The sequence below is a fragment of the Streptomyces sp. D2-8 genome (assembly GCF_023184515.1).
In the GTDB taxonomy this organism is placed as follows: domain Bacteria; phylum Actinomycetota; class Actinomycetes; order Streptomycetales; family Streptomycetaceae; genus Streptomyces.
Genome location: NZ_JAAHBP010000009.1, coordinates 74,300 through 99,648 on the forward strand (window position 1 = coordinate 74,300; position 25,349 = coordinate 99,648).

Consider the following 25,349-nt stretch of genomic DNA (forward strand, 5'->3'; position numbering starts at 1 on the left):
GAGCGGCCCGCAACGCCCCCTCTCCACTGCCCGGCCCCCGCACGCCGCCCTGGTCAGGTGCGTACGGCACCGAACCGGATGTCGTACGACGACCCCGGGTGCATGACGCGCAGCATCCGCTCCCCCTCGGCGGTGACCTCGTCCCGCCGGGCCCGGGTGAGGCGGTCGAAGGGCTCGATCACGAGCGCGTCCTCCCCGAGCCGCCACAGTCCCGCGAGGAAGCCGTCGACGAGGAGCGTGCGGTAGGCCACGTTCCCGTTCCACGAGCGGCCCCGGTGCTCGGGCGGGACGACGCGGGTGCGGTCGGCGTGCGAGAGCAGCAGGTTGTCGAACTCGGGGAGGAAGCGCGGCGGCGCCGGGGTCCCCGGGTCGGGGCGTGGGGCGTCCGGGAGGTCGAAGAGTTCGACGCCGCCGGCGTCCCGGAAGGTCACGAGCTGCGGGCGGAGGCGTTCGAAGGCGTCGCGCAGGCGGGTCATTCCGGCCCAGGTCTGCATGTCCTTCACGGAGGCCGGGCCGAAGGCGGCGAGGTAGCGCAGGACGACCGCGTCGGGTGTGGGGGCCGGCTGCGCCGGCCGGCCGAGCCAGTGCTCGGCGGTGGTGAGACTGACCTGCCCGCTCTGCCCCCACAGACCGCGCGGCGTCACCTGCACGAGCGGGAGCCGGCAGCGTGCGGCGACGGCCAGCGCCTGCGGATCGGCGTCGGGCCACTCCTGGAGCAGGGCCTCGCGCAGTTGCTTCATGGTGCGGGGCTCGGCCTCGACGAGGTCGCGGGCGAGCCCGGCGAGCCGGTCCAGGTCGACACCGGCGAGTCCCCTGCGGAAGGTGACGAGCTCCCGGTCCCGGGCGGGCTGCACCAGCGGCCGCAGGGTGAGGCAGTCGTCCGCGGTGTGGGTGTGGATGGTGGAGCGCATCGTGACGATCCGAACGGCCTCGCGGTCCGCCATCGGCCGGGACAGCGCCTCGGGGGTGAACCCGTCGAGCCGGGCGGCGAGCGCGTAGTACGGGGGCTTGACGTTCTGCGCCTGGAGCCCGAGCAGGTGCTCGACGGCCGCCGTGGCGGAGAGCCGGGCGGGGCGCAGGAGCAGCTGCCGGTCGAGGGTCGCGCGGCTGAGGGCACGCGTGCCGAGCAGGGGTGCCGTGCCGGTGACGCTCCGCTTGGTGTTCGTCATGTGCAGCACGGTATCCGGGCTTGCGGACAGGTTCTGGCCGCGACTCCGGGCGTGGTCGGCATGCGCGGCGTACGAGCAGGTTCGTTAGGCCTGCCGCGCCGCCGGGTACTCAGCGGACATTCCCGGAACCCGCACCACACGCCCCACTCGGGAGATCCGATGCTCCGACGTCCACCGCGACCAGATCCCGCCGCACCCGATGAGTGACAGCACCGGACGGACGGCTCAGGTCATGGAACGACGGGCAGACCCGTCGCGGTCGGCTCTGATCGTGATCGACATGATCAACACCTATGACCACGAGGACGCCGAGCTCCTCGTGCCGTCCGTCGAGCAGGTCGTACCCCACCTGACGGAGCTGCTCGGCCGGGCCCGCGAGGCGGACGCTCCCGTGATCTACGTGAACGACAACTTCGGGCTGTGGCGCTCGCACCACGGAGAGCTGCTGGACGCGGCGCTGAACCGGCCGCACGCCCGTCTGATCGAGCCGATCCGGCCCGACGAGCAGTCGCTCTTCGTGCTGAAGGCCCGCCATTCGGTCTTCTTCGAGACGCCGCTGTCCTACCTCCTGTGGAGTCTGGACGTCGGACACGTGGTCCTGACCGGCCAGGTCACCGAGCAGTGCGTCCTCTATTCCGCCCTGGACGCGCACATCCGCCACCTGGAGGTGACGGTGCCGAAGGACGCCGTCGCCTCCATTCATCCCCATCTGGCGTCCGCGGCTCTGGAAATGATGGAGCGCAACATGGGCGCCCGGATCGTCTCGGCGAAGGAGACCGACTTCGGCGCCATCACGTGACTCCGGCTATGTGAGCAGGCTGGCCACTGGCACGTCGCGTCGGCCCCGCCGGTCAGCGGTGCTCGGGGTTGTCCGCGCCCGGACGGCAGCCGGCGTCCCACTGCGAGCGCTGGTTGCCGTGGGCGGGGACCCCTCCGGCGCGCTTCAGCAGGGCTGCGAGATGCATCAGGTTCCAGGTCATGAAACTGGTGTTGCGGTTGGTGAAGTCGTTCTCCGGGCCGCCCGAGTCCGGGTCCAGATACGACGGTCCGGGGCCGGCCGCGCCGATCCAGCCGGCGTCGGCCTGGGGCGGGATCGTGTAGCCGAGGTGCTGGAGGCTGTAGAGGACGTTCATCGCGCAGTGCTTGACGCCGTCCTCGTTGCCGGTGATGAGACAGCCGCCGACGCGGCCGTAGTAGGCGTACTGCCCCTGGGAGTTGAGCAGCGAGGAGCAGGCGTAGAGGCGCTCGATGACCTGCTTGGTGACGGAGCTGTTGTCACCCAGCCAGATGGGGCCGGCCAGGACCAGGATGTCCGCCGCCATGACCTTCTCGTACAGCGCCGGCCAGGCGTCCGTGGCGAAGCCGTGCTCGGTCATGTCCGGGTAGACGCCGGGTGCGATGTCCTGGTCGACGGCGCGGATCAGCTCCGTCGTCACGCCGGCGGAGTCCATGATCGACCGGCTCTTGTCGATCAGGCCCTGGGTGTGGCTGCGCTGCGGGGACGGTTTGAGGGTGCAGTTGATGTAGAGGGCGGTCAGGTCGTCGAAGCGGTGGGCCGCGTCAGGTGCGGAGGGGGCTGTCATGGGGGCAGCATCTCGCGCCGGGCCCGGTCTGTTGCGGTTCGGCGCACCCGCGCCCGTCTTACGGAGTCATGACGTACGGCCGCGTCCCCGTGAGGCGGCGCCAGTGGGCGCCTAGCGTGGCCGTATGCGCGTACTGGTCACCGGCGGTGCCGGGTTCATCGGGTCCCATGTGGTCGCCGCCCTGCGGGAGCGGGGGCACGAGGCGATCGTGTTCGACGTGCGGGAGGATCCCGCGGATGACGTGCGGGACCCCGCGGCGGTAGGCCGTGCCCTGGCCGGTGCGGACGCCGTGTGCCATCAGGCCGCGATGGTCGGGCTCGGCAACGGGGTCGCCGACGCGGCGGACTACGTCGCGCACAACGACCTGGGGACGGCCGTGCTGCTCGCCGCCATGGCGGAGGCGGGTGTACGGCGTCTCGTGCTGGCCGGGTCGATGGTGGTCTACGGGGAGGGGCGGTACGGGTGCCCCCGGCACGGGGTCGTGCGGCCCGGGCCGCGTACCGTCACCGACCTCGACGCCGGCCGGTTCGAGCCGCCGTGTCCGGCGTGCGGGGCGGACCTCGTCCCCGATCTGGTCGGCGAGGACGCTCCGGCCGATCCACGGAACGTGTACGCGACGACCAAGCTGGCCCAGGAGCACCTGTCCGCCGCCTGGGCCCGCTGCACCGGCGGGTCGGCGGTGTCGCTGCGCTACCACAACGTGTACGGGCCGGGCATGCCCCGCGACACCCCCTACGCCGGTGTCGCCTCCTTCTTCCGCTCGGCGCTCGCCCGGGGCGAGGCACCGCGCGTGTTCGAGGACGGGCGGCAGCGCAGGGACTTCGTGCACGTCCGGGACGTGGCCGAGGCCAATGCGGTGGCGCTGGAGGCGGCGGCCGCACCGGGTGTGCTCACGGCGTACAACACCGGCAGCGGCGACCCGCACACCGTCGGGGAGATGGCCCGTGCGCTGGCCGCCGCGTACGGCGGGCCCGAGCCCGTCGTCACCGGCGAGTACCGGCTCGGGGACGTACGGCACATCACCGCCGACTCCGCGCGGCTGCGGGACGGGCTGGGCTGGAAGCCGGCCGTCGGGTTCCAGGAGGGCATGACGGAGTTCGCGCGAGCCGGGATGCGGGACGCGTAGGAGCTGTCCCCCCTGCCTGGGGTCCGCTCGCGAAAGACCGGTGGTGCTGCCCGTGTTACGAAGCGGCCGCGGGCAGCACCACCTCGAAACGGCAGCCGCCGGGGATGTTCCGCACGGTGGCCCGGCCCTGGTGCGCCTCCACGATCCCCCGGACGATGGCGAGGCCGAGACCCGCGCCGGCCGGGGGCGTCCGGGCGTGCGTGCCGCGCCAGCCGGTGTCGAAGACGCGCGGCAGGTCCTCGGCCGGGATGCCGCCGCAGCCGTCCGTCACCGACAGCACCACGCCCTCGGTGGAGCGTTCCGCGGTGACGGCGACCGTGCCGTCGGCCGGGGTCCGGCGGATGGCGTTGACCAGCAGGTTGCCCAGCACCCGGCTCATCTCCTTGCCGTCCACCTCCACCGGCACCGGCTCGATACGGCCGCCCACCAGCCGCACCCCGTGCTCCCGGGCGAGCGGGTCGGCTCCCGCCAGCGCGTCGCCGACCAGGTCGTACAGCGAGATCCGGCTGGGGGCGAGGGCGAGCGCTCCGGCGTGGATGCGGGAGAGCTCGAAGAGGTCGCCGACCATGTCGTTGAGGCGCTCGACCTCGGTGCGGATCTGCCTCAGATAGCGGCCGGGGTCGGCGGCGACACCGTCCTCCAGGGCCTCGGACATGGCGCGCAGACCGGCCAGCGGGGTGCGCAGGTCGTGGGAGATCCAGGCGACGAGTTCACGCCGGGAGGTCTCCAACGCGCGTTCCCGCTCCCGGGATTCGGCGAGTCTGGCGCTGGTGGCGGCCAGTTCGCGGCTCAGGTGGTCCAGTTCGGCGGTCGTCGGGCCGACGGGGGCGGCGAAATTGCCGCCGTCGCCGAAGGAGCGTGCGGCCACGGCGAGTTCGCGGCTGCGGGCGACGACCCAGCGGCCCAGCAGCAGCGCGGTGGCCAGGGAGACGACGGCCGCCATGGCGACGACGGTCGTGACGACGGTCAGGTCGTGCGGCGACAGGAACATCGCCCAGGCGACGGCGAGCGTGCCCGCGAGCATCGCGACGACGCCGACCGTCGCGACCACGGCGATCGAGGCGGTGAGCGAGCGGCGCCGGATCAGGCGCAGCGCGGCGGCTCCGGCCAGGCCGGTGGCCGCGGCACCCGCGAAGGCGTACAGGGCGATGAGGAGGGTGTCGTTCACGATCCGGCGTCCTCTCCCGTGGGTTCGAAGCGGTAGCCCACGCCCCACACGGTCTGGATCAGCCGGGGCCGGGCCGGGTCGTCCTCGACCTTGCCGCGCAGGCGGCGGACGTGGACCGTGACGGTGGACAGGTCACCGAAGTCCCATCCCCACACCTCGCGCATCAGGTCCTCGCGGTCGAAGGCCCGCCCCGGGTGCCGCAGGAAGAAGGACAGCAGGTCGAACTCGCGGAGAGTGAGGGCGAGTTCGGTGCCGTTCTTGGTGGCCCGGCGGGCTGCCGGGTCGACGGTCAGACCGGCCGCACCCAGTCGGCGCCCGGGGACGGCCGGCCGGCTGCGGCGCAACACCGACTCCACGCGCAGCACCAGCTCGCGGGGGCTGAAGGGCTTGGTGACGTAGTCGTCGGCGCCGACCTCCAGGCCCAGGATGCGGTCGTCCTCGTCGCCGCGCGCGGTGAGCATGATGACGGGCACGGGGCCGTCGCCGCGGATCCGGCGACACACCTCCAGACCGTCCATGCCGGGCAGCATCAGGTCGAGCACGACCAGGTCCGGCCGGCGCGCGGCGGCGCGGGTGAGGGCGGTCGGGCCGTCGTCGGCGCGGTCGACGGCGTAACCTGCGCGGTCCAGATATCCGGCGACGACCTCGGCGACGGTCGGATCGTCGTCGACGACCAGGATCCTGGGAGGCCCGTCCGCGGTCCTTGGGGGCTCGTACGGCTGCTGCATGCCTCCAGACTGGCACCGCGCCGCCACCGCCGGGGACCCGAGCACCACTCCGGCCTCCGACGTCCGCGTTTCGTAAGGAGCGATGGCCCGGTATGTCCGGTTCGCGTTCGTAGGGTGAGACCGTGACGACGACACCTTCGGACGTCGACGTGGTGCTGCCCTGCCTGAACGAGGCCGAGGCCCTTCCCTGGGTGCTCGAACGGATTCCGCCGGGCTGGCGCGCACTCGTCGTCGACAACGGTTCCACTGATGGCTCGGCTCAAGTCGCCCGCGCATGGGGCGCGACCGTGGTGCACGAGCCGCGACGGGGCTTCGGCGCGGCCTGCCACGCCGGGCTGACCGCGGCCACCGCCGACGTGGTGTGCTTCTGCGACTGCGACGCCTCCCTCGACCCGGGGCTCCTGATCCCCTTCGTGCACGAGGTGCGCGACGGGACGGCCGACCTGGTGCTCGGACGGCGGCGTCCGCAGGGACGAGGCGCCTGGCCGCCCCATGCACGGGCCGGCAATCTCGCGCTCGCGCGGATGCTGCGCCGCCGCACCGGGCTGCGCCTGCACGACCTCGGTCCGCTGCGCGCCGCGCGCCGGGAGCCACTGCTCGCCCTCGGCCTCAGCGACCGGCGCAGCGGCTATCCGCTCCAGATGGTCGTCCGCGCGGCCGACGCGGGGTGGCGGATCGCCGAGCACGACGTGCCGTATCTGCCGCGCACCGGGGCCTCGAAGGTGACCGGCACCTGGCGCGGTACCTGGCAGGCCGTACGGGACATGAGCCGCGTGCTGGCCGAAACGCCCGCACATGAAGGGGGAACCCTCCGTTGACCACACTCCTCGTCATCGCCAAGGAACCGCGACCGGGCCGGGTGAAGACGCGGCTCACGCCACCGTTCACGCCCGGGCAGGCGGCCGAACTGGCCGAAGCCGCCCTCGCGGACACGCTGCACGCCGTCGCCGCCACGCCCGCCACCCGGCGCGTCCTCGTGCTCGACGGCGCCCCCGGCCCCTGGTTGCCGCCCGGTTTCGACGTCGTGGCGCAGTGCGCGGGTGGTCTGGCCGAGCGGCTGGCGGAGGCCTTCGCGTGCTGCGCCGGCCCGGCCCTGCTCATCGGCATGGACACCCCGCAGGTGACCCCGGAGCTGCTCACCGTGGACTTCACCGACTGCGACGCCTGGTTCGGCCCGGCGGAGGACGGCGGTTTCTGGGCCCTCGGCCTGGCCTGTCCCGACCCCGCTCTGCTGCGGGGTGTACCCATGTCGACGCCGGTGACGGGTGCCGTGCAGCGGGAGCGGTTGGTCGCCGCGGGACTGCGCGTGCGCGACCTGCCGCTGCTGCGGGACGTCGACACCGCCGCCGACGCCCACGCGGTCGCCGCGCTCGCCCCGCGAGGGCGCTTCGCGGCCCGGCTGGCCCGCCGTACGGCGGCCGGGGGGCCGGTCGCCGAGCCGGTCTCGCGCCCGGCCGGTCCCCGATGAGCGCCCCGCCGGCCACCGCCCTGGCCTGGGCCGCCGCCGACCCCTACGACGCCGCCCTGCGCGCCGGCCGCGGCCCCCTGTTCCTGCGGCGCACCGACGGCTGGCTGCTGCCGCTGGAGGTGGAACGCTGGTGCGCCCGGGCCGACGCGGTCGACCGGGACGTGCTCGACCGGTGCGAGGGGACCGTGCTGGACGTGGGGTGCGGGCCCGGGCGGCTCGTGGCGGAACTGGCCGCCCGGGGACGGGCCGCCCTCGGGATCGACGTCAGCGAGGCCGCCGTGGAGCACACCGCCCGGCTCGGGGGCCAGGCACTGCGGCGGTCCGTCTTCGAGCAACTGCCCGGCGAGGGCCGCTGGGACACCGTCCTGCTCATGGACGGCAACATCGGCATCGGCGGCGACCCGCGTGCCCTGCTGGAGCGCGTCGCCGCGCTCCTGCACCCCGGCGGTCTGCTGATCACCGAGACCGCCCCCGGGGACGTCGACGAACGCGTGCGCGTCCACATCACCGATGCCCACGCCACCGCCGGTGCCCCCTTCCCCTGGGCCCGGCTCGGCACCCGCGCACTGTTCAGGTACGCACAGGACCACTGGGAGCAGGCCGGTCAGTGGACGGCCGGCGGACGGCGCTTCGCCGCCCTGCGCAGCCGCAGCGCCAGCAGCAGCGCCGAGCCTCCGAAGAGGACCGCGGTGATCAGCAGCCAGCGCGCGAGGAACACGTCCGCCGGCAGGCCGGTGGCGGACCGGTAGCGCTCCTCCACCATGCCGCTGATCAGCGGGAACCACACGAGGAGCAGCAGCCCGGAGAGGGCGGCCGGTACGCGCGCGTACATCGTCCACTCCCGGCGGCGGACCGCGCCGAGCCCCCGTACCAGCGCCCGGTCCGCCGCCGCGTACAGCGGCAGCAGCACGAGGTCGTGCAGCAGTGCCGCGCCCACGACCCACAGCGCCACGCCGAACCAGTCGCCGGCGAGCAGGCGCACCCCCGCGTAGGCCGCGAGGGCGAACGAGCACGACAGCAGCAGGAGTTGCAGAGGGCTGCCGATGGCGAAACGTCCTCGCATCACAGGTCTCCGAACGTCATCCGGGCCACCCACTTGGTGTTCAGCACACCGGGCGCCGCGGGCACGATGATCCGCGCCGGGTAGCCGTGGTCGGGGGAGAGCTCCTCGCCGTTGACGTACAGGGCGAGCAGGGAACGCGGGTCGGCCACCTGGTTGGCGCGCAGGGCGGCCTTCCGGAAGGCGCCCTGCCGCTGGAGGGACTCGACGAACACGTCCGGTGGATCGTCCTCGTACCCGACGAGGGCCGCGAGGTCACGCAGCCGCACCCCGCGCCACCACTGGTCCGGCGTGGACCAGCCCTCCACGCAGGCGATGGGCAACGCCGAGCTGTACAAGGGCAGTTCGGCGAGCTGGGTGCGGCTGAGACGGACCGTGCCCGTGCGCCCCGTCACGACGAGCCGCCACGCGTCCTCGGCCGCTTCCGCCGGGTCGATCCGCGCGTACGCGGCGGTCTTGTTGATCTGGAAGCCGTTCGGGCCGCTGCCGGGTTCCGCGCCGCCGTGCGGGGCGAGGAGGGCGGTGCGCCGCAGCGGGCCGCCGAAGTTCTGCCCCACGGTCGTCGCGAACAGCAGCAGCGAGCCGCCCCCGACGAACCACAGGGCGCCCCGTCGGGAGACGGTCGGCTCGGCGGGACGCGGGGACACCAGGTCGTTCTTCTCCTCCCGCAGCTGCCGCAGATTGCGCAGTGCCGTGGGCGTCTTCAGCAGCGCGTGGGCCACGAAGGCGGCGAAGAACACCCAGGCGCCGTAGAAGTGCAGGGGGTAGAACGAGCCCGGGAAGACGTAGTCGAGCTGGACGTTGAGGACGCCGGTCACGAACTCGAACAGCCCGCCGCCGACCAGCAGCAGCAGCGAGATCCGCTCCAGGGCGTGCGCGAGGGAGCGGGCCGGCGGCAGGGTGAACAGCCTCGGCACCACGGACCACAGCTTGGCGAGCAGGACGGGGATCAGGGTGATGCCGAGGGTGACGTGGACGCCCTGGTTCAGCCGGTACAGCCAGTGCGGGTTCGTCGGCCAGGCGAAGAGGTAGAAGCCGAGGATCCCCTTGTCCGGGGTCTTGTCGTTGACCGGCGACAGGTCCGGGTTGTAGGCGGCGTACGAGACCAGTCCCGTCACGAACAGCACGGTGATGCCGACGAGCAGGACGAGGCCCAGCACCGAGGTGAACCGGGGGCCGCGCAGGGGACTGCGCCAGAAGCCGGGGGACGTGGGGAGCCGCGGATCGCGTGGATGGTCTCGCATGAGCCGACGGTAGGCCGCGAGCACCCCGCGAAAGGGTGCGCGACCCATGACGAAACGCTGACATCGGGCCCGGTCGGCAGTCCACGACCGGCCGCGCGGCCTAGCGTGCCGGTGTGATCCGCACCCTGCCCTCCCCCGAACGGACCCGTGAGTCCGAGCCCTCCGGCCGTCGGCGCCGCGACCTCTACGCCGCCGGGGGCGCCGCGCTGCTCGTGACGGCGTCCGTCCTGGCCGGCCGCCACATCCAGGAGACCAGCCGCACCCTGTTCGTCGACTGGCCGCCGCTGCTGGCGTCCTGGGGACCGCATCTGGGCCCCGGCACCCCGGCCGCCGTCCTGGTGGCGATCGTCATCGTCACCCACGGCCCCGCCCTGGCGGCCCGGCTCCCGTGGCGTGCCCTGCTCACGGCCGCCTGGGGCGCGGCGATGGCGTGGATCTTCTCCCTCGCCCTGGTCGACGGCTGGGACCGGGGCATCGCGCGCAAACTCACCACCCGCTACGAGTACCTCCAGGTCATCGACCGCTTCCACGACATCCCGGCGGCGCTGCGGGGCTTCACCGGGCACATCCTGCTGGACTCCCCGGACAACTGGCCCGCCCACGTCGCCGGGCACCCGCCCGCCGCCACTCTCACGTTCGTGCTGCTCGACCGGATCGGGCTGCGCGGCGGGGGGTGGGCGGGAGTGTGGTGCATCATCGTCGGGGCAACCGCCTGTGTGGCGGTGCTGGTCACGATCCGTGCCCTGGCCGACGAGGCGCTCGCCCGCCGGGCGGCCCCCTTCCTGGTCCTGGCCCCGGCGGCCGTGTGGATGGGCACCTCGGCGGACGCGTACTTCGCTGCGGTGGCGGCGTGGGCGGTCGCACTGCTCGCTCTGGCGGTCACCCGGGGGTCCTTGGGGTGGGCGGGCGCGTCCGGGCTGCTGTTCGGCCTGACCTGCTATCTGTCGTACGGCCTCACGCTCGTCGCGCTGATCGCGGCGGCCGTCCTGGTGCTCGGCCGCCACGGGTTCCGGGAGCGCCCGGCCCTGTCGGCGGCGCTGCTCGCCGGACTGGTCGTGGTCCCCACGGCGTTCACGCTCGCGGGCTTCAACTGGTGGGAGGCCTATCACCTGCTGGTCACGCGCTACGCCCAGGGTGCGGGCGGTATCCGGCCCTACGGCTACTGGGTGTGGGCCAACCTGGCCTGCACGGTGCTCATCACGGGACTCGCGACGGCGGCGGGACTGCGGCGGACCGGAGCCGTACTGGTCCGGCGTCGCACCGAGCCCCGGGCCGGCGTCCGTCTCGCGTTCCTCGTGTCCGCCGCGCTCCTCGCCCTGCTGGTCGCCGACCTGTCCGGCATGAGCAAGGCGGAGACGGAACGCATCTGGCTCCCCTTCGCCCTGTGGCTGCTCCCGGCGTGCGCGTTCCTCGCCAGCCCCCGCGCCTGGCTCACCGCCCAGGCGCTGCTCGCGCTGCTCCTCAACCATCTGCTGTCCACCGGGTGGTGAACACTGCCGGGAGAAATCCGGGTCGTCGGTGTCAAGCGGCAGGGGTGGCCGTGAGCGCGGGGCGCAGATAGGCGGTGATCTGCTTGCCGTTGCCGAGGGACACGACGGCGACTTCGCTGCTGACCGTGTGCACCACGTGCATGCCGTGGCCGCCGAAGCGCCGCCCGTCGCGCTTCCTGACCACCGGCTGCGTGGTGGAGGTGTCCCACACGGTGATGGCCAGTCCGTCGCCGGACAGCCGCAGGATCATCCCGCAGGGGCCGGGTGCGTGCCGGATGGCGTTGGTGACGAGTTCGCTGACGACCAGTTCGGCGTCGATCGCCAGCGGGGCCGGCACGGGTGTGCGGCCGGTACACGGTACGTGCGCCAGGAGAGCGCGCAGCGCCCGGCGCGCCTCGACGGCACACGCTGCGCCATCGGCCCAGACCGCGCCGCAGTGCAGGGTGGCCTGCTCGTCCGCGCCCGGCTCATCTTCCGCCTGCTTCATAAGCGGGATGACCATATGTGGGGCTCTTCCGTTGTTGTTCGTGTTGCTCAGTGACCTTTCGGTCGTTCGTCTACCCAGGCACCGAGCACGCATACTGCCGGCGGCCGTCTGTCGTGGAGTGTTGTGCGCCGCACGGCCCGCGGTCGGGTCGACCACGGGCCGTCCGCGCATACGAACCGTCAAGCTCTGTTGATCCGGGCGGCGATTCCGTGACCGATCAGCACATAGATGACCACGGGAAGACCAGAGCCAGTCCGCCGTTCCGTGCACGAACTCGACGAAGGCATTTCCTTGATTGGCGTCGAGGAGATGGAGCACGATCCACAGCCCCAGAAGACCGGCCGCGATGTCGGCGACCGTGCAGATCGTGAGTGCCGTCCGCCGCGCGGTCGCCTGGTGGCGGGCGGTGCGGTCGGGCGCCGGGGGCTGGTCGTACGGCTGACATGCGGAGGCCGGGTCTGTGCTGTTCACGAGAGATCCCATCTGACGCATTCCTTCGCCGGCCTGTCGCCCACGCGCATGACATCGAGAGCGGGATTCGGTTTCGGCCGGCCTTTTCTGCCCCACTTTTCGGGCCGCCGAGCGGTGGCGACGGCCAAGGCCGACAGGAGCGTCGCGGTGGCGAGGGTGCCCCAGAGGGCGGCCGGGCCGAGGGGGGCGAGGGTGTGCCCCGGGGCGGGGGCGGGGGCGAGGTGGGTGACGAGCGCGGTGGCGCTGCCGGCGTAGACGATCTCGCCGAGGGCGCAGACCACGGACACCGCGGCGACGCCGGGCCCCCGCGGGCGGATCGATCGCTAGCATGGGCGGCGATCCCGGCCGAACGGGCGGGGAGAGCGAGGTCACAGCCAGGGCGAGGGCAAGGTCACAGCCGTTCCCTCTGCTGCTCGTTCGTGTCCGTGACCTAGCATCCGAGCATGACGGTCCTGCCTGACGACGGGCTTGAGCTGGCCGGCGAGTTCCCTGACGTGCCCCATGAGCAGTGGCAGCGCCTTGTGGCGGGTGTGCTGCGCAAATCGGGCAAGGACGTCGAGGGGGCCGAGGCCGAGGAAGCCCTGTCCACCGCGTTGGAGGACGGGTTGCGCACCCGCCCTCTCTACACCGCCCACGAGTCCGCGCCCGAGCCGGGTTTTCCCGGTTTCGCCCCCTTTGTACGCGGCGGCCGCGCCGAGGGGAACACGGTCGGCGGCTGGGACGTACGGCAACGGCACACGGCGGCCGACCGTGACGCGGTGCTCGGGGACCTGGAGAACGGCGTCACCTCCCTCTGGCTGACGGTGGGGGACGGCGGCATCGCGGTGCCGGACCTCGGCCGGGTCCTCGACGGCGTGTACCTCGACCTGGCGCCCGTCGTCCTCGACGCGGGGCGCGAGGCCGAGCCCGCCGCGCGGGAGTTGCTGCGGGTCTACGAGGAGCGGGGGGTCCCCCGGGACGCGGCGCGCGGCAACCTGGGCGCGGATCCGCTCGGGCACGAGGCCCGTACCGGGGAGCGGTGCGACACCGCACCGGCTGCGGAGCTCGCGCGGCTGTGCGCCGGGGAGTACCCGGGGCTGCGGGCGCTGACCGTGGACGCGCTGCCGTATCACGAGGCCGGTGGCTCGGCCGCCCAGGAGCTGGGCAGCTCGCTGGCCACCGGGGTGGCGTACCTGCGTGAGCTGACCGGGGCCGGGCTGGACGTCGACCAGGCCTGTGCGCAGCTGGAGTTCCGGTATGCGGCGACGGCCGACCAGTTCCTGACGATCGCCAAGCTGCGGGCGGCGCGCCGGCTGTGGGCCCGGGTGTCCGAGGTCTGCGGGGCGCCGCGCGCGGGGGCGCAGCTCCAGCACGTCGTGACGTCGCCGGTGATGATGACGCGCCGCGACCCGTGGGTGAACATGCTGCGCTCGACGATCGCCACGCTGGCCGCCGGAGCGGGCGGGGCCGACGCGGTCACCGTGCTGCCCTTCGACCACGCTCTCGGCCTGCCGGACGCGTTCGCGCGCCGCATCGCCCGCAACACCTCCACGATCCTCATCGAGGAGTCGCACCTGTCCCGGGTGATCGACCCGGCGGGCGGCTCCTGGTACGTGGAGCGGCTCACCGACGAACTCGCCCACGCGGGCTGGGAGTTCTTCCAGCGGATCGAGCGGCTCGGCGGCATGGCGGCCGCCCTGCGGTCGGGAGACCTCGAGCGGGATCTCGCCGAGACCTGGCAGGCCCGCACGAGCAGGCTGGCCAAGCGGCGCGAACCCATCACCGGTGTCAGCGAGTTCCCGTTCCTCGCGGAGAAGCCGGTGGTCCGCGAGAGCGCACCCGAGCCGCCCTCCGGCGGGCTGCCCCGCGTACGCCGTGACGAGGGGTACGAGGCGCTGCGCGCCCGCTCCGACCGCCACCTCGCCGCGACCGGCTCCCGGCCCCGGATCTACCTCGCCGCGCTGGGCCCGGCCGCCGCCCACACGGCCCGCCTCACCTTCGCCTCGAACCTCTTCCAGGCCGGCGGCATCGAGCCCGTCACCGAGGGCGCCTTCGAGGAGAGCGGTGCGACGGAGGCCGTGCTGTGCTCCAGCGACGCGCTGTACGCGGAGCAGGCCGAGGCCACCGTCCGGACGCTGAAGGCCGCCGGTGCACGGCATGTGTTCCTCGCGGGCCGCCCCGGGGAGTACCCCGGTGTCGACGCGTACGTCTTCGCGGGCTGCGACGCCGTGGCCGTGCTGTCCGCGACCCTCGACCGCATGGGAGTGTCCTGATGTCCGCCCCTTCCGGCCCGTCCGTTCCCGACTTCTCCGGGATCGAGCTGGGCACCCCGGCCCCCGACGGCGGCGCCGACGAGTGGCGTACGGCGGTCAAGAACGCGTCCGGCGGGGACGACCTGCTCTGGGAGACCCCGGAGGGCATCGCCGTCAAGCCGCTCTACACCGGCCGTGACCTGGAGGGCCTGGACTTCCTGGACACGTACCCGGGCGCGGCGCCGTTCCTGCGCGGCCCGTACCCGACGATGTACGCCAACCAGCCCTGGACCATCCGCCAGTACGCCGGCTTCTCGACGGCCGAGGAGTCCAACGCCTTCTACCGCCGCAACCTCGCGGCCGGCCAGAAGGGACTGTCGGTCGCCTTCGACCTGCCCACGCACCGCGGTTACGACAGCGACCACCCCCGGGTGACCGGTGACGTCGGCATGGCGGGCGTGGCGATCGACTCGATCTACGACATGCGGCAGCTGTTCGACGGGATCCCGCTGGACAGGATGACCGTGTCGATGACGATGAACGGTGCCGTGCTGCCGGTGCTGGCGCTGTACATCGTCGCCGCCGAGGAACAGGGTGTGCCGCCGGAGAAGCTGGCCGGGACCATCCAGAACGACATCCTCAAGGAGTTCATGGTCCGCAACACCTACATCTATCCGCCGAAGCCGTCGATGCGGATCATCTCCGACATCTTCGCCTTCACCTCGCAGCGGATGCCGCGCTACAACTCCATCTCCATCTCCGGCTACCACATCCAGGAGGCGGGTGCGACGGCCGACCTGGAGCTGGCGTACACGCTCGCGGACGGCGTGGAGTACATCCGGGCGGGTCGTGAAGCCGGCCTGGACGTGGACGCGTTCGCGCCGCGGCTGTCGTTCTTCTGGGCCATCGGCATGAACTTCTTCATGGAGGTCGCCAAGCTGCGGGCGGCGCGCCTGCTGTGGGCGAAGCTGGTGAGGCAGTTCGACCCGCAGAACGCCAAGTCCCTGTCCCTGCGCACCCATTCGCAGACCTCGGGCTGGTCGCTGACCGCGCAGGACGTGTTCAACAACGTGACGCGCACCTGCGTGGAGGCGATGGCGGCGACGCAGGGGCACACGCAGTCGCTGCACACCAACGCCCTCGACGAGGCGCTCGCGCTGCCCACCGACTTCTCGGCGCGCATCGCCCGCAACACGCAGCTGCTGCTCCAGCAGGAGTCCGGCACGACCCGCGTGATCGACCCGTGGGGCGGCAGCGCGTACGTGGAGAAGCTGACGTACGACCTGGCCCGGCGAGCCTGGCAGCACATCGAGGAGGTCGAGGCCGCGGGCGGCATGGCCAAGGCCATCGACGCGGGCATCCCGAAGCTGCGCATCGAGGAGGCCGCGGCCCGCACGCAGGCCAGGATCGACTCGGGCCGGCAGCCGGTCATCGGCGTGAACAAGTACCGGGTGGAGACCGACGAGCAGATCGACGTCCTGAAGGTCGACAACTCCTCCGTGCGGGCGCAGCAGATCGAGAAGCTGCGGCGGCTGCGCGCGGAGCGGGACGAGCGGGCCTGCCAGGACGCGCTGGACGCGCTGACCCGGGCCGCCGGCGGCGAGGGCAATCTGCTGGAGCTGGCCGTGCACGCGGCCCGCGCCAAGGCCACGGTCGGGGAGATCTCCGACGCCCTGGAGAAGGTGTACGGCCGGCACGCGGGGCAGATCCGTACGATCTCCGGCGTGTACCGCAACGAAACCGGAGAGTCCCCGAGCGTGGACCGCACCCGCACCCTGGTGTCCGCCTTCGAGGAGGCCGAGGGCCGCCGCCCGCGCATCCTGGTCGCGAAGATGGGCCAGGACGGCCACGACCGCGGCCAGAAGGTGATCGCCACCGCCTTCGCCGACCTCGGCTTCGACGTGGACGTCGGCCCGCTGTTCCAGACGCCCGCCGAGGTGGCCCGGCAGGCCGTCGAGGCGGATGTGCACATCGTCGGCGTCTCCTCGCTGGCGGCCGGTCACCTCACCCTCGTCCCGGCGCTGCGCGAGGCGCTGGCCGAGGAGGGGCGCGAGGACATCATGGTCGTGGTCGGCGGGGTGATCCCGCCGCAGGACGTTCCGACGCTGCTTCAGATGGGCGCGGCGGCCGTCTTCCCGCCCGGGACGGTGATCCCGGACGCGGCGTACGACCTGGTCAAGCGACTGTCGGACGGCCTCGGGCACGAGCTGTGATCGATGTTGACGCGTATGTGAAGGGCGTGCTCGACGGGAAGCGGGCGATCATCGCGCGCGCCATCACGCTCGTCGAGTCGACCCGGCCCCAGCACCGGGCGCTGGCGCAGGAGCTGCTGACCGCGTTGCTGCCGCACAGCGGCCGGGCCCGGCGGATCGGCGTCAGCGGGGTGCCGGGCGTGGGCAAGTCGACGTTCATCGACGCGTTCGGCACGCTGCTGACCTCGCTCGGGCACCGGGTGGCGGTCCTGGCCGTCGACCCGTCCTCCAGCCGCACGGGCGGTTCGATCCTGGGCGACAAGACCCGGATGGAGCGCCTGGCCGTGGACCCGGCGGCGTTCGTGCGCCCCTCCCCCACGGCGGGCACCCTGGGCGGGGTCGCCAAGGCCACCCGCGAGTCGATCGTGGTGATGGAGGCGGCCGGCTACGACGTGATCCTGGTGGAGACGGTCGGCGTCGGCCAGTCCGAGACGGCCGTCGCGAACATGGTCGACACATTCCTGCTGCTTACCCTGGCCCGCACGGGCGACCAGCTCCAGGGCATCAAGAAGGGCGTCCTGGAACTCGCCGACGTGATCGCCGTCAACAAGGCGGACGGCCCGCACGAGCGTGACGCCCGTGCCGCCGCGCGGGAACTGTCGGGCGCGCTGCGGCTGATGCACGGCAAGGACGCGTTCTGGACGCCGCCGGTGCTGCACTGCAGCGCCCGCGAGTCGACCGGTCTTGACACCGTGTGGGAGCGCCTCGAACAGCACCGCACCCTGCTGGACTCCACCGGCCGCCTCACCGCCAAGCGCCGCGACCAGCAGGTCGACTGGACCTGGACCATGGTCCGCGACGAACTCCTGGGCCGCCTCACCGCCGACCCCGCGGTACGGGCGCTGGCGCCGGTGCTCGAACAGCGCGTCAGGGAGGGCGAGCTGACCCCGACGCTGGCCGCCGAGCGGATCCTCGGCGCGCTCGGGGGCGGCTCCGAGGCGGCGGATTCCTGAACCGGAGGACAACCGGAACGGCGATTTCGCATACCCGGCTTGCATGACTATGCAAAGTGATACATACTCTTTCTATGTCCAAGGTCCTCACCTCCCTGCCCGCCGGCGAGCGCGTCGGCATCGCCTTCTCGGGCGGTCTCGACACCTCCGTCGCGGTCGCGTGGATGCGCGACAAGGGCGCCGTCCCCTGCACCTACACCGCCGACATCGGCCAGTACGACGAGCCCGACATCGCCTCGGTGCCCGGCCGTGCCAAGACGTACGGGGCCGAGATCGCGCGCCTGGTCGACTGCCGTGCGGCGCTCGTCGAGGAGGGCCTGGCCGCGCTGACCTGCGGCGCGTTCCACATCCGCTCGGGCGGGCGGGCGTACTTCAACACCACCCCGCTCGGCCGCGCCGTCACCGGCACGCTCCTGGTCCGGGCGATGCTCGAGGACGACGTCCAGATCTGGGGCGACGGCTCGACCTTCAAGGGCAACGACATCGAGCGGTTCTACCGCTACGGTCTGCTCGCCAACCCGCACCTCAGGATCTACAAGCCCTGGCTGGACGCGGCCTTCGTGACCGAGCTCGGCGGCCGCAAGGAAATGTCGGAGTGGCTGCTGGCCCACGGCCTGCCCTACCGCGACAGCACGGAGAAGGCGTACTCCACGGACGCCAACATCTGGGGCGCCACCCACGAGGCCAAGACCCTGGAGCACCTGGACACCGGCGTCGAGACCGTCGAGCCGATCATGGGCGTCCGGTTCTGGGACCCGTCGGTCGAGATCGCCGCCGAGGACGTCACGATCGGCTTCGCCGAGGGCCGCCCGGTGTCGGTCAACGGCAAGGAGTTCGCCTCCCCCGTCGACCTGGTGATGGAGGCCAACGCCATCGGCGGCCGGCACGGCCTGGGCATGTCGGACCAGATCGAGAACCGGATCATCGAGGCCAAGAGCCGCGGCATCTACGAGGCCCCGGGCATGGCCCTGCTGCACGCCGCCTACGAGCGGCTGGTCAACGCGATCCACAACGAGGACACCCTCGCCCAGTACCACGCCGAGGGCCGGCGCCTCGGCCGGCTGATGTACGAGGGCCGCTGGCTGGACCCGCAGGCGCTGATGATCCGCGAGTCGCTCCAGCGCTGGGTCGGCGCCGCCGTCACCGGCGAGGTGACGCTGCGGCTGCGGCGCGGTGAGGACTACTCGATCCTCGACACCACGGGCCCGGCGTTCAGCTACCACCCGGACAAGCTGTCCATGGAGCGCACCGAGGACTCCGCGTTCGGCCCGGTGGACCGGATCGGCCAGCTCACCATGCGCAACCTCGACATCGCCGACTCCCGCGCCAAGCTGGAGCAGTACGCCGGCATCGGCCTGATCGGCACCGGCAGCCCCACCATCGGCGCCTCCCAGGCCGCCGCGACCGGGCTGATCGGCTCCATGCCGGAGCTGCCGCAGGGCGGCGCCGAGGCCATCGCCTCCCGGGGCGCGGTCTCGGAGGAGGACGCCTGGCTGGACCGCGCGGCGATGGAGTCCGGCACGGACTGACCAGCCGCGACGGCACCACGAAAGGCCGGCTCGACATCGTCGAGCCGGCCTTCACACTGCCGGGGCCTGCCGCGTGGCAGCCGCCCGCTGTCAGCGGGACGTGCCGGCCATCTCCCGGACCGGTGCGTCGAGGGCGTCCAGTCCGCGCAGGATGTCCTCCACCCGCTGCCTGGCGTCACCGAAGAGCATCTGCGTGTTCTCCCGGAAGAACAGCGGGTTCTGCACGCCCGCATAGCCGGCCGCCATGGACCGCTTGAAGACGACCACGTTCGCCGCCTCCCACACGTGCAGCACCGGCATGCCGGCGATGGGGCTGGACGGGTTGTCGGTGGCGGCCGGGTTGACCGTGTCGTTGGCGCCGATGACCAGGACGACCGAGGTGGCGTCGAAGTCGTCGTTGATCTCGTCCATCTCCAGGACGATGTCGTACGGCACGTTGGCCTCGGCGAGCAGCACGTTCATGTGCCCGGGCAGCCGGCCGGCCACGGGGTGGATGCCGAACCGCACCTCCACGCCCCGGTCGCGCAGCTTGCGCGCCAGTTCGGCGACCGGGTACTGGGCCTGGGCGACGGCCATGCCGTAACCCGGCGTGATGATCACCGAGGTGGCGTCGCGGAGCAGCTCGGCGGTCTCCTCGGCGTTGATCTCCCGGTGCTCGCCCTGCTCGCCGTCGTCGGCGGCCGCCGCCGGGGTCCCGAAGCCGCCCGCGATCACCGAGATGAAGGAGCGGTTCATCGCCTTGCACATGATGTACGACAGGTAGGCACCGGAGGAGCCGACCAGCGCGCCGGTGACGATGAGCAGGTTGTTGGCGAGCAGGAAGCCCGAAGCGGCGGCGGCCCAGCCCGAGTAGCTGTTCAGCATGGAGACGACGACCGGCATGTCACCGCCGCCGATGGAGGCGACGAGGTGCGCGCCGAGGGCGAGCGCGATCACGGTGACGGCGATGAGCAGGCCCATGTTCGGGCGTACGACGAACGCCACCGTCAGCCCCACGAACGCGACGAGCGCCCCGACGTTGAGGACGTGCTTGCCCGGCAGCGTGAGCGGGCGGGAGTTGATGCGTGCCGAGAGCTTCAGGTACGCGACGACGGAACCCGTGAAGGTGACGGCGCCGATGAACACCCCGATGAACACCTCGGCGTGATGGATGGCCAGCAGCGAACCGGAGAGTGCGGCGTCGACGTCGAGGTAGCCGTTCCAGCCGACGAACGCGGCGGCGAGGCCGACGAGGCTGTGCATGATGGCGATCAGCTCCGGCATGCCGGTCATCTCGACCACCCGGGCCCGCCACAGGCCGATGCCCGCGCCGAGGGCCGTGGCGACGGCGATCAGCACGAGCCCGGTCGCGGTGATGCTGCGGGAGGCGAGCCCGACCGTGGCGGCCAGGGCGACGACCATGCCCGCGATGCCCCAGACGACTCCCGAACGGGACGTCTTGTGCTGGGAGAGGCCGGCGAGGCTGAGGATGAACAGCAGCGCGGCGACGACGTAGGCGGCCTGGGCGGCCGTGTCTGTGGTCATCCCTGATCAGCCCTTCGAGAACATGCCGAGCATGCGGCGGGTGACGGCGAATCCGCCGAAGATGTTGATGCTCGCCAGCAGGATCGCGGCGAACGACAGCACGGTGACGGCGGTGTCCCCGTGCCCGATCTGCAGCAGCGCGCCGACCACGACGATGCCGGAGATGGCGTTGGTGACCGACATCAGCGGGGTGTGGAGCGCGTGGTGCACATTGCCGATGACGTAGAAGCCGATGACGATCGCCAGGACGAACACCGTGAAGTGGCCGAGGAGTTCGCTCGGTGAGAAGGCCGTCCCGAGGAACAGCGCGAGGGCCCCGGCAGCGACCAGCGCGTACGAGGACCAGGCGGGGCGTGCGGGCTTCGCCGGGGCCTCGGACGGGGCCGCGGCTTCCGGGGCCGGTGGGGCGGCGGGCGCGGCGGACACCTGGACCGGGGGCGGCGGCCAGGTCTTCTCGCCCTCGCGGACCACGGTCATCGACCGCTGCACGACGTCGTCGAAGTCGAGGACGAGCCGCCCGTCCTTGCCGGGGGTGAGCAGCTTCAACAGGTTGACGATGTTTGTGCCGTACAGCTGCGAGGCCTGGGCGGGGAGCCGTCCGGGAAGGTCGGTGTAGCCGATGATCGTCACGTCGTTGTCGGTGACGACGGCCTTCCCGGCGACCGTGCCCTCGACGTTGCCGCCCTGGGCCGCGGCCATGTCGACGATCACGCTGCCGGGCTTCATGCGCGCGACGTCCTCGGCGGTGATCAGCCGCGGCGCCGGGCGGCCCGGGATGAGCGCGGTGGTGATGATGATGTCGACGTCGGCGGCCTGCTCGGCGTACAACTGCGCGGCGAGCCGGTTGTAGTCGTCCGAGGTGGCCTTGGCGTAGCCGTCGGTGCTGACCTCCTGCTGGGCGCTCACCGTGAGGAACTCCCCGCCCAGGGAGTGCACTTGCTCGGCGACCTCGGGCCGGGGGTCGGTGGCGCGGACCACGGCGCCGAGGCTGCGGGCCGCGCCGACCGCCGCGAGTCCGGCCACTCCGGCCCCGGCCACCAGCACCTTGGCGGGCGGCACCTTGCCGGCGGCGGTGACCTGGCCGGTGAAGAAGCGGCCGAAGGCGTGCGCGGCCTCGACCACCGCCCGGTAGCCGGCGATGTTCGCCATCGAGCTGAGGACGTCCAGGGACTGGGCGCGCGAGATGCGCGGCACGGCGTCCATGGCGAGCACGGTGATCGGACGCCGTGCCAGTTCCTCGACCAGTTCCGGGTTGAGGGCGGGGCTGATCAGCGCGATCAGTGTCGCCCCGTCGGGCAGCCGGCCGATCTCCTCGCTCGAGGGGGCGTTGACCTTCAGCAGGATCTCCGCCTGCCACGGGTCGCCGAGCCGGGCTCCCGCCTCCTCGTAGGCCGCGTCGGAGAAGCGGGACGAGGCTCCCGCTCCCGGTTCGACCACCACGTCGTACCCGAGCGCGACGAGTCTCCCCACGGTGGCCGGCGTGGCCGCCACCCTGGTCTCGCCCGCAGTGGATTCGGCCGGTATGCCGATCCGCTGGGGTTGCGGTTCCGCTGGGACCATCGTCTGCCTCTCCCGTCGTTCGACTGCCTGTCTGTACGGTCCCCGCATCCTGCACGTTCGACGCGGCATCCGTGGCGGACCGTGGTCACATGGCCGAGGAGGTCGTCCTCACACCGCCGAGGGGTTGCCGTGAGGCGGGTTCGGGGGTATCGGTGTGACGCCCGGGGCGGAAAGTGTCCTGTGATGCGACGCGACACGGCCGGGCGCAGACTGTTGGCGTGAGCAGCACGCGCCCGGGGCGCGGCGAGGCCGCGGCCCCCTCCCGTTCCGCACCGCAGCAGACTGTCGCGCTGGCGGCGATGATGTTCGCCGTCGCCATGACCTTCATCGACCAGACCATCGTGTCGATCGCGGCCCCCGACATCGTCCGCGAACTGGGTCTGTCGTCCTCCGGCATGCAGTGGGTGGTCAACGCCTATCTGCTGTCCCTCGCGGCGTTCTTCGCCCTCGGCGGCCGTCTCGCGGACCTCTACGGGCCGCGCCGGGTCGTGGTGATCGGCACGCTGGTGTTCGTCGTCTCGTCGGTGCTGTGCGGCTGCGTCCCCGAGGGCGGCGCCGCGCAGACCTGGCTGATCGTCTTCCGCGCCACCCAGGGACTCGGGGCGGCGCTGCTGTTCCCCGCGGCGCTGGCCGTGGTGGTGGCGGTGTTCCCGGTCGAGCGGCGCGGGCGCGCCCTCGCCCTGTTCTTCGGCGTCACCGGCGCGCTGACCGCCATCGGCCCGCTGCTGGGCGGCTGGCTCACGAACTGGACCTGGCGGGCCGTGTTCTGGGTCAACGTGCCCGTGGCGATCGTGGCGCTGGTCCTCACGGCGATGGCGCACATCTCCGACCGGCGGCGGTCCGGCACCCTGGACGTCCCGGGCGCCGCCCTGATCGCGGCCGGCATGGGACTGAGCGTCCTCGGCTTCCAGCAGGCCTGGTCCTGGGGCTGGGACAGCTGGGCGACCTGGGTGTGCATCGCGGGCGGCCTCGCCATCCTCGCCGGGTTCGTCCGCTACGAACAGCAGGTGGAGCATCCGCTGATCGACCTGCGGGTCTTCCGGGACAAGGCGTTCACCGTGGACGCGGCGGTGCTGTTCTTCTCGATGCTCGCCTTCGTCCCGCTGTTCTTCTTCACCTCCGTGTACGCCCAGGTGTCCCTGAGCGCCTCGCCGAACCAGGCGGCCCTGTTCCTGCTGTACTTCTTCGTCGGCTTCGCCATCGCCTCGCAGTGGGGCGGCCGGATCCTCGACAAGCAGGGCGCGCGCCCGGCGCTGAAGCTGGGCACGGCCGTGGGCTGTGTCGGCTTCGCCCTGTGGGCGGGCAAGCTCACCGACCTGTCCATGCACGACCAGTGGCCCTACGCGGCGCTGGCCGGGGCCGGCATCGGCTTCGTCCTGGCGCCGGCCTCCACGGACGCCGTCAACCGGGCCATCGGCGCCTCGTACGGCGAGGTCACCGGCATCACCCAGACCGTGCGCAACTACGCGGCGAGCGTGGGCCTGGCCGTCTACGGCACGATCCTGACCCACGTGACGACCGACAAGGTGGTGGGCACCCTGACGTCCAAGGGCATGTCCGCCGGGGACGCGAACACCGTGGCCCGCGACGTCACCGAGTCGATCACCGGCAGCGGCGACTCCCAGCCGCCCACCGGCACCGGCCCTGCCGCCGAGGCGACCCGGGAGTCGATGTCCGCGATCCGCATGGACTTCGCCGAAGCCAACCAGTGGGTGTTCTACGGCATGGCCATCGCCCTGGGCATCGGCTTCCTGTGCGCCCTGCGGCATCCGGGCGGCAAGGTGGACGCGAACGCGGCGGTGGAGGAACCGGCCACGCGGTCCCACTGACGCCGCCGGTCAGGTGAACAACTCATCGGTGCGCCGCTGGATCTCCTCGGGCGTCAGGTCCTCGATCGTCTGGGAGATCATCCACAGATGGCCGAACGGGTCGGCGAGGCGGCCGCCCCGCTGCCCGTAGTGCTGGTCGGCGACGGGGTGGATGACGGTCGCCCCGCCCCGCAACATGGCCTCGGCCACGGCGTCGGCGTCGGACACGTCGAGCGCCATGATCACCGGACTGCCGCCGAGGGACGTGGGCGCCGGGTCCCCGTCGTCGGCGTCCTTGACCGCGATCGCGGCGTCGCCGAGACGCAGCATCGCGTGCACGATCTTCCCGTCGGGGCCGGTGTACCGCTCGGTCTCCTCGGCGCCGAGCGCATCCCGGTAGAAGTCGATGGCCCTGGCTCCGTCAAAGACCACGAGCCGGGCGTAGAGGCGGGTGACGGCGGGTTCGCCGGTTGCGTTCGTCATGCCTTCACGATCGCGGGTTCCGGGGAGCGTGGATTGTAGAAAACGGCCGGCCGGGCGGAGCCCGTCACCCGCCGAGCGGAACGTGGTTGCGTTCGAGGGGCGAGCGCGGCGTATACGCGGTCGGGGTGATCCCGGCGAGCGCGCGGAACTCGTGGATCAGATGCGCCTGGTCGTGGTAGCCGCAGTCCGCGGCGAGGACCGCCCACTCCGGCGGCCCGTGCCCGGCGTTCACGCGGCGCAGCAGCCGCTGGAGGCGCCGGATCCGCGCATAGCGCTTGGGCGGGAGCCCCAGCTGTTCGGTGCAGCTGCGGGCCAGCCGCCTGGCGGTCCAGCCGAGCCGGTCGGCGACCTCGCCCACGGGTGCGCCGCGACCGAGCAGGGCTGCGGCGAGGCGGACCGCCGGGTCGGGCTCCAAGGGGTGTTCCGCCCGCCCCAGCAGGGCCGCCTCCAGTGCCCGCAGCACGGCCCGCGGGCCCCCGGCGGCCACGGCCTCCAGCAGCCGCTCGCGCAGCACCGCACCGTCCGTGCCCCACAGTTCGTCGAGGCCCACGAGTTCGTCGCGGACGGCGGAGACCGGGGCGGCGAGGAAGGGGCGGGCGCCCGCGGGCCGGAACGCCACCCACAGGACGGCCCGCTGCTGCGCCGGGTCGATCACGGCCGGCTCCGAGAACGGCCCGTGCACGGCCGCGCCCCGGGTCCGCCGGTCCGCGCCGCGCCTCAGCGGGGACGAGGACAGGGCGTCCACGTCGAGGTTGACCAGCAGTTGCGCCGCCCCCGTCGGCAGGGCCAGCTCGGCGGAGTGCGCGAACCGCCCCTCGGCGTAGCCCATCGCGCCGATCAGCGGCACGAGCGGGGGCGCCGACGGCCGGACCGTGAGCGCGACGGGTGACTCCTCCGCCGTACGAGCCATGTGTCCACCTTACGGCCGGGCACGGACACGGCACCGCGTCTGGCTCCGCCCGAGGGCTCATCTGCTGTCACGCCTGTCCGAACCGTTGACGAGGGTGAGAGCCCC

21 protein-coding genes and 1 pseudogene are annotated in these 25,349 nt (G+C 72.5%); 11 read left to right on the forward strand and 11 right to left on the reverse strand.

The features are described 5' to 3' along the window. Positions 1–53 precede the first annotated feature (53 nt). Positions 54–1,169 (reverse strand): winged helix DNA-binding domain-containing protein, encoded by a 1,116-nt coding sequence (locus tag G3I77_RS18370; RefSeq protein WP_248505102.1) that lies wholly within the window; start codon positions 1,167–1,169, stop codon positions 54–56. Positions 1,170–1,401: 232 nt separating this feature from the next. Here G3I77_RS18370 and G3I77_RS18375 point away from each other — a divergent pair, with 232 nt between their 5' ends. Further along, a complete protein-coding gene (locus tag G3I77_RS18375; RefSeq protein ID WP_248505104.1) occupies positions 1,402–1,968 on the forward strand; it encodes a cysteine hydrolase family protein in 567 nt (188 codons plus the stop codon). 52 nt (positions 1,969–2,020) lie between these two features. Here the strand turns inward: G3I77_RS18375 and G3I77_RS18380 are convergent, their stop codons facing one another. Then, complete coding sequence (locus G3I77_RS18380) at positions 2,021–2,752, reverse strand: flavodoxin family protein (RefSeq protein ID WP_248505107.1); 732 nt, start codon at positions 2,750–2,752, stop codon at positions 2,021–2,023. A gap of 124 nt (positions 2,753–2,876) precedes the next feature. Here G3I77_RS18380 and G3I77_RS18385 point away from each other — a divergent pair, with 124 nt between their 5' ends. Further along, positions 2,877–3,878, forward strand: coding sequence for an NAD(P)-dependent oxidoreductase (locus G3I77_RS18385; RefSeq protein WP_248505110.1), 1,002 nt, complete (start codon positions 2,877–2,879; stop codon positions 3,876–3,878). Between the two features lie 55 nt (positions 3,879–3,933). Here the strand turns inward: G3I77_RS18385 and G3I77_RS18390 are convergent, their stop codons facing one another. Further along, complete coding sequence (locus G3I77_RS18390; protein ID WP_248505112.1) at positions 3,934–5,046, reverse strand: HAMP domain-containing sensor histidine kinase; 1,113 nt, start codon at positions 5,044–5,046, stop codon at positions 3,934–3,936. Next, positions 5,043–5,774 carry a response regulator transcription factor gene (locus G3I77_RS18395; RefSeq protein ID WP_248505114.1) on the reverse strand — a complete coding sequence of 244 codons (732 nt, stop codon included), beginning with the start codon at positions 5,772–5,774 and terminating at the stop codon, positions 5,043–5,045. Before G3I77_RS18395 ends, G3I77_RS18390 begins: the two co-directional genes overlap by 4 nt. A gap of 122 nt (positions 5,775–5,896) precedes the next feature. Between G3I77_RS18395 and G3I77_RS18400 the strand changes: the two genes are divergently transcribed. From G3I77_RS18400 to G3I77_RS18410, 3 genes are read left to right on the forward strand one after another with little or no spacing between them, the layout of a single operon-like run. Then, positions 5,897–6,592 carry a glycosyltransferase family 2 protein gene (locus tag G3I77_RS18400; protein WP_248505116.1) on the forward strand — a complete coding sequence of 232 codons (696 nt, stop codon included), beginning with the start codon at positions 5,897–5,899 and terminating at the stop codon, positions 6,590–6,592. After that, entirely contained in the window at positions 6,589–7,242 is a 654-nt protein-coding gene (locus tag G3I77_RS18405; protein WP_248505118.1) for a DUF2064 domain-containing protein, read from the forward strand. Before G3I77_RS18400 ends, G3I77_RS18405 begins: the two co-directional genes overlap by 4 nt. Further along, entirely contained in the window at positions 7,239–7,991 is a 753-nt protein-coding gene (locus G3I77_RS18410) for a bifunctional 2-polyprenyl-6-hydroxyphenol methylase/3-demethylubiquinol 3-O-methyltransferase UbiG (protein ID WP_248505119.1), read from the forward strand. Before G3I77_RS18405 ends, G3I77_RS18410 begins: the two co-directional genes overlap by 4 nt. Positions 7,992–8,304: 313 nt before the next feature. Here G3I77_RS18410 and G3I77_RS18415 read toward each other — a convergent pair whose 3' ends face one another. Beyond that, positions 8,305–9,546, reverse strand: coding sequence for a molybdopterin-dependent oxidoreductase (locus tag G3I77_RS18415; protein WP_248505120.1), 1,242 nt, complete (start codon positions 9,544–9,546; stop codon positions 8,305–8,307). Between the two features lie 116 nt (positions 9,547–9,662). Here G3I77_RS18415 and G3I77_RS18420 point away from each other — a divergent pair, with 116 nt between their 5' ends. Beyond that, complete coding sequence (locus G3I77_RS18420) at positions 9,663–11,036, forward strand: hypothetical protein (RefSeq protein ID WP_248505593.1); 1,374 nt, start codon at positions 9,663–9,665, stop codon at positions 11,034–11,036. A 31-nt stretch (positions 11,037–11,067) separates the two neighbouring features. Here the strand turns inward: G3I77_RS18420 and G3I77_RS18425 are convergent, their stop codons facing one another. Both G3I77_RS18425 and G3I77_RS18435 read right to left on the reverse strand, forming a co-directional pair. Then, positions 11,068–11,523, reverse strand: a complete 456-nt coding sequence (locus G3I77_RS18425; RefSeq protein ID WP_248505121.1) for an ATP-binding protein — start codon at positions 11,521–11,523, stop codon at positions 11,068–11,070. A gap of 467 nt (positions 11,524–11,990) precedes the next feature. Further along, a pseudogene (locus G3I77_RS18435) lies at positions 11,991–12,296 on the reverse strand (hypothetical protein); the annotation flags it as partial. 141 nt (positions 12,297–12,437) lie between these two features. Between G3I77_RS18435 and G3I77_RS18440 the strand changes: the two are divergent. The 4 genes from G3I77_RS18440 (at position 12,438) to argG (ending at position 18,959) form a co-directional block, all read left to right on the forward strand. Next, positions 12,438–14,246, forward strand: coding sequence for a methylmalonyl-CoA mutase family protein (locus tag G3I77_RS18440; RefSeq protein WP_248505122.1), 1,809 nt, complete (start codon positions 12,438–12,440; stop codon positions 14,244–14,246). Then, complete coding sequence (gene scpA / locus G3I77_RS18445; RefSeq protein ID WP_248505123.1) at positions 14,246–16,438, forward strand: methylmalonyl-CoA mutase; 2,193 nt, start codon at positions 14,246–14,248, stop codon at positions 16,436–16,438. Before G3I77_RS18440 ends, scpA begins: the two co-directional genes overlap by 1 nt. After that, positions 16,435–17,430 carry a methylmalonyl Co-A mutase-associated GTPase MeaB gene (gene meaB, locus G3I77_RS18450; protein WP_248505124.1) on the forward strand — a complete coding sequence of 332 codons (996 nt, stop codon included), beginning with the start codon at positions 16,435–16,437 and terminating at the stop codon, positions 17,428–17,430. The genes scpA and meaB overlap by 4 nt, the downstream gene beginning before the upstream one ends. Before the next feature lie 74 nt (positions 17,431–17,504). Beyond that, positions 17,505–18,959: an argininosuccinate synthase gene (argG, locus tag G3I77_RS18455; protein WP_248505125.1), complete on the forward strand. Its 1,455-nt coding sequence runs from the start codon at positions 17,505–17,507 to the stop codon at positions 18,957–18,959. A gap of 90 nt (positions 18,960–19,049) precedes the next feature. On the opposite strand, the gene pntB is transcribed toward argG, so the two are convergent. Both pntB and G3I77_RS18465 read right to left on the reverse strand, forming a co-directional pair. Beyond that, entirely contained in the window at positions 19,050–20,483 is a 1,434-nt protein-coding gene (gene pntB / locus G3I77_RS18460; RefSeq protein ID WP_248505127.1) for a Re/Si-specific NAD(P)(+) transhydrogenase subunit beta, read from the reverse strand. A 6-nt stretch (positions 20,484–20,489) separates the two neighbouring features. After that, the gene (locus G3I77_RS18465; RefSeq protein WP_248505128.1) at positions 20,490–22,043 is read right to left on the reverse strand and encodes a Re/Si-specific NAD(P)(+) transhydrogenase subunit alpha; all 1,554 of its coding nucleotides are present in this window, start codon (positions 22,041–22,043) and stop codon (positions 20,490–20,492) included. 299 nt (positions 22,044–22,342) lie between these two features. On the opposite strand from G3I77_RS18465, the gene G3I77_RS18470 reads away from it, so the two are divergent. After that, a complete protein-coding gene (locus G3I77_RS18470; protein ID WP_248505595.1) occupies positions 22,343–23,872 on the forward strand; it encodes an MFS transporter in 1,530 nt (509 codons plus the stop codon). Between the two features lie 9 nt (positions 23,873–23,881). On the opposite strand, the gene G3I77_RS18475 is transcribed toward G3I77_RS18470, so the two are convergent. Continuing rightward, positions 23,882–24,334, reverse strand: coding sequence for a VOC family protein (locus tag G3I77_RS18475; protein ID WP_248505131.1), 453 nt, complete (start codon positions 24,332–24,334; stop codon positions 23,882–23,884). A 64-nt stretch (positions 24,335–24,398) separates the two neighbouring features. Then, positions 24,399–25,244, reverse strand: a complete 846-nt coding sequence (locus tag G3I77_RS18480) for an AraC family transcriptional regulator (protein ID WP_248505133.1) — start codon at positions 25,242–25,244, stop codon at positions 24,399–24,401. Positions 25,245–25,349: the final 105 nt, after the last annotated feature.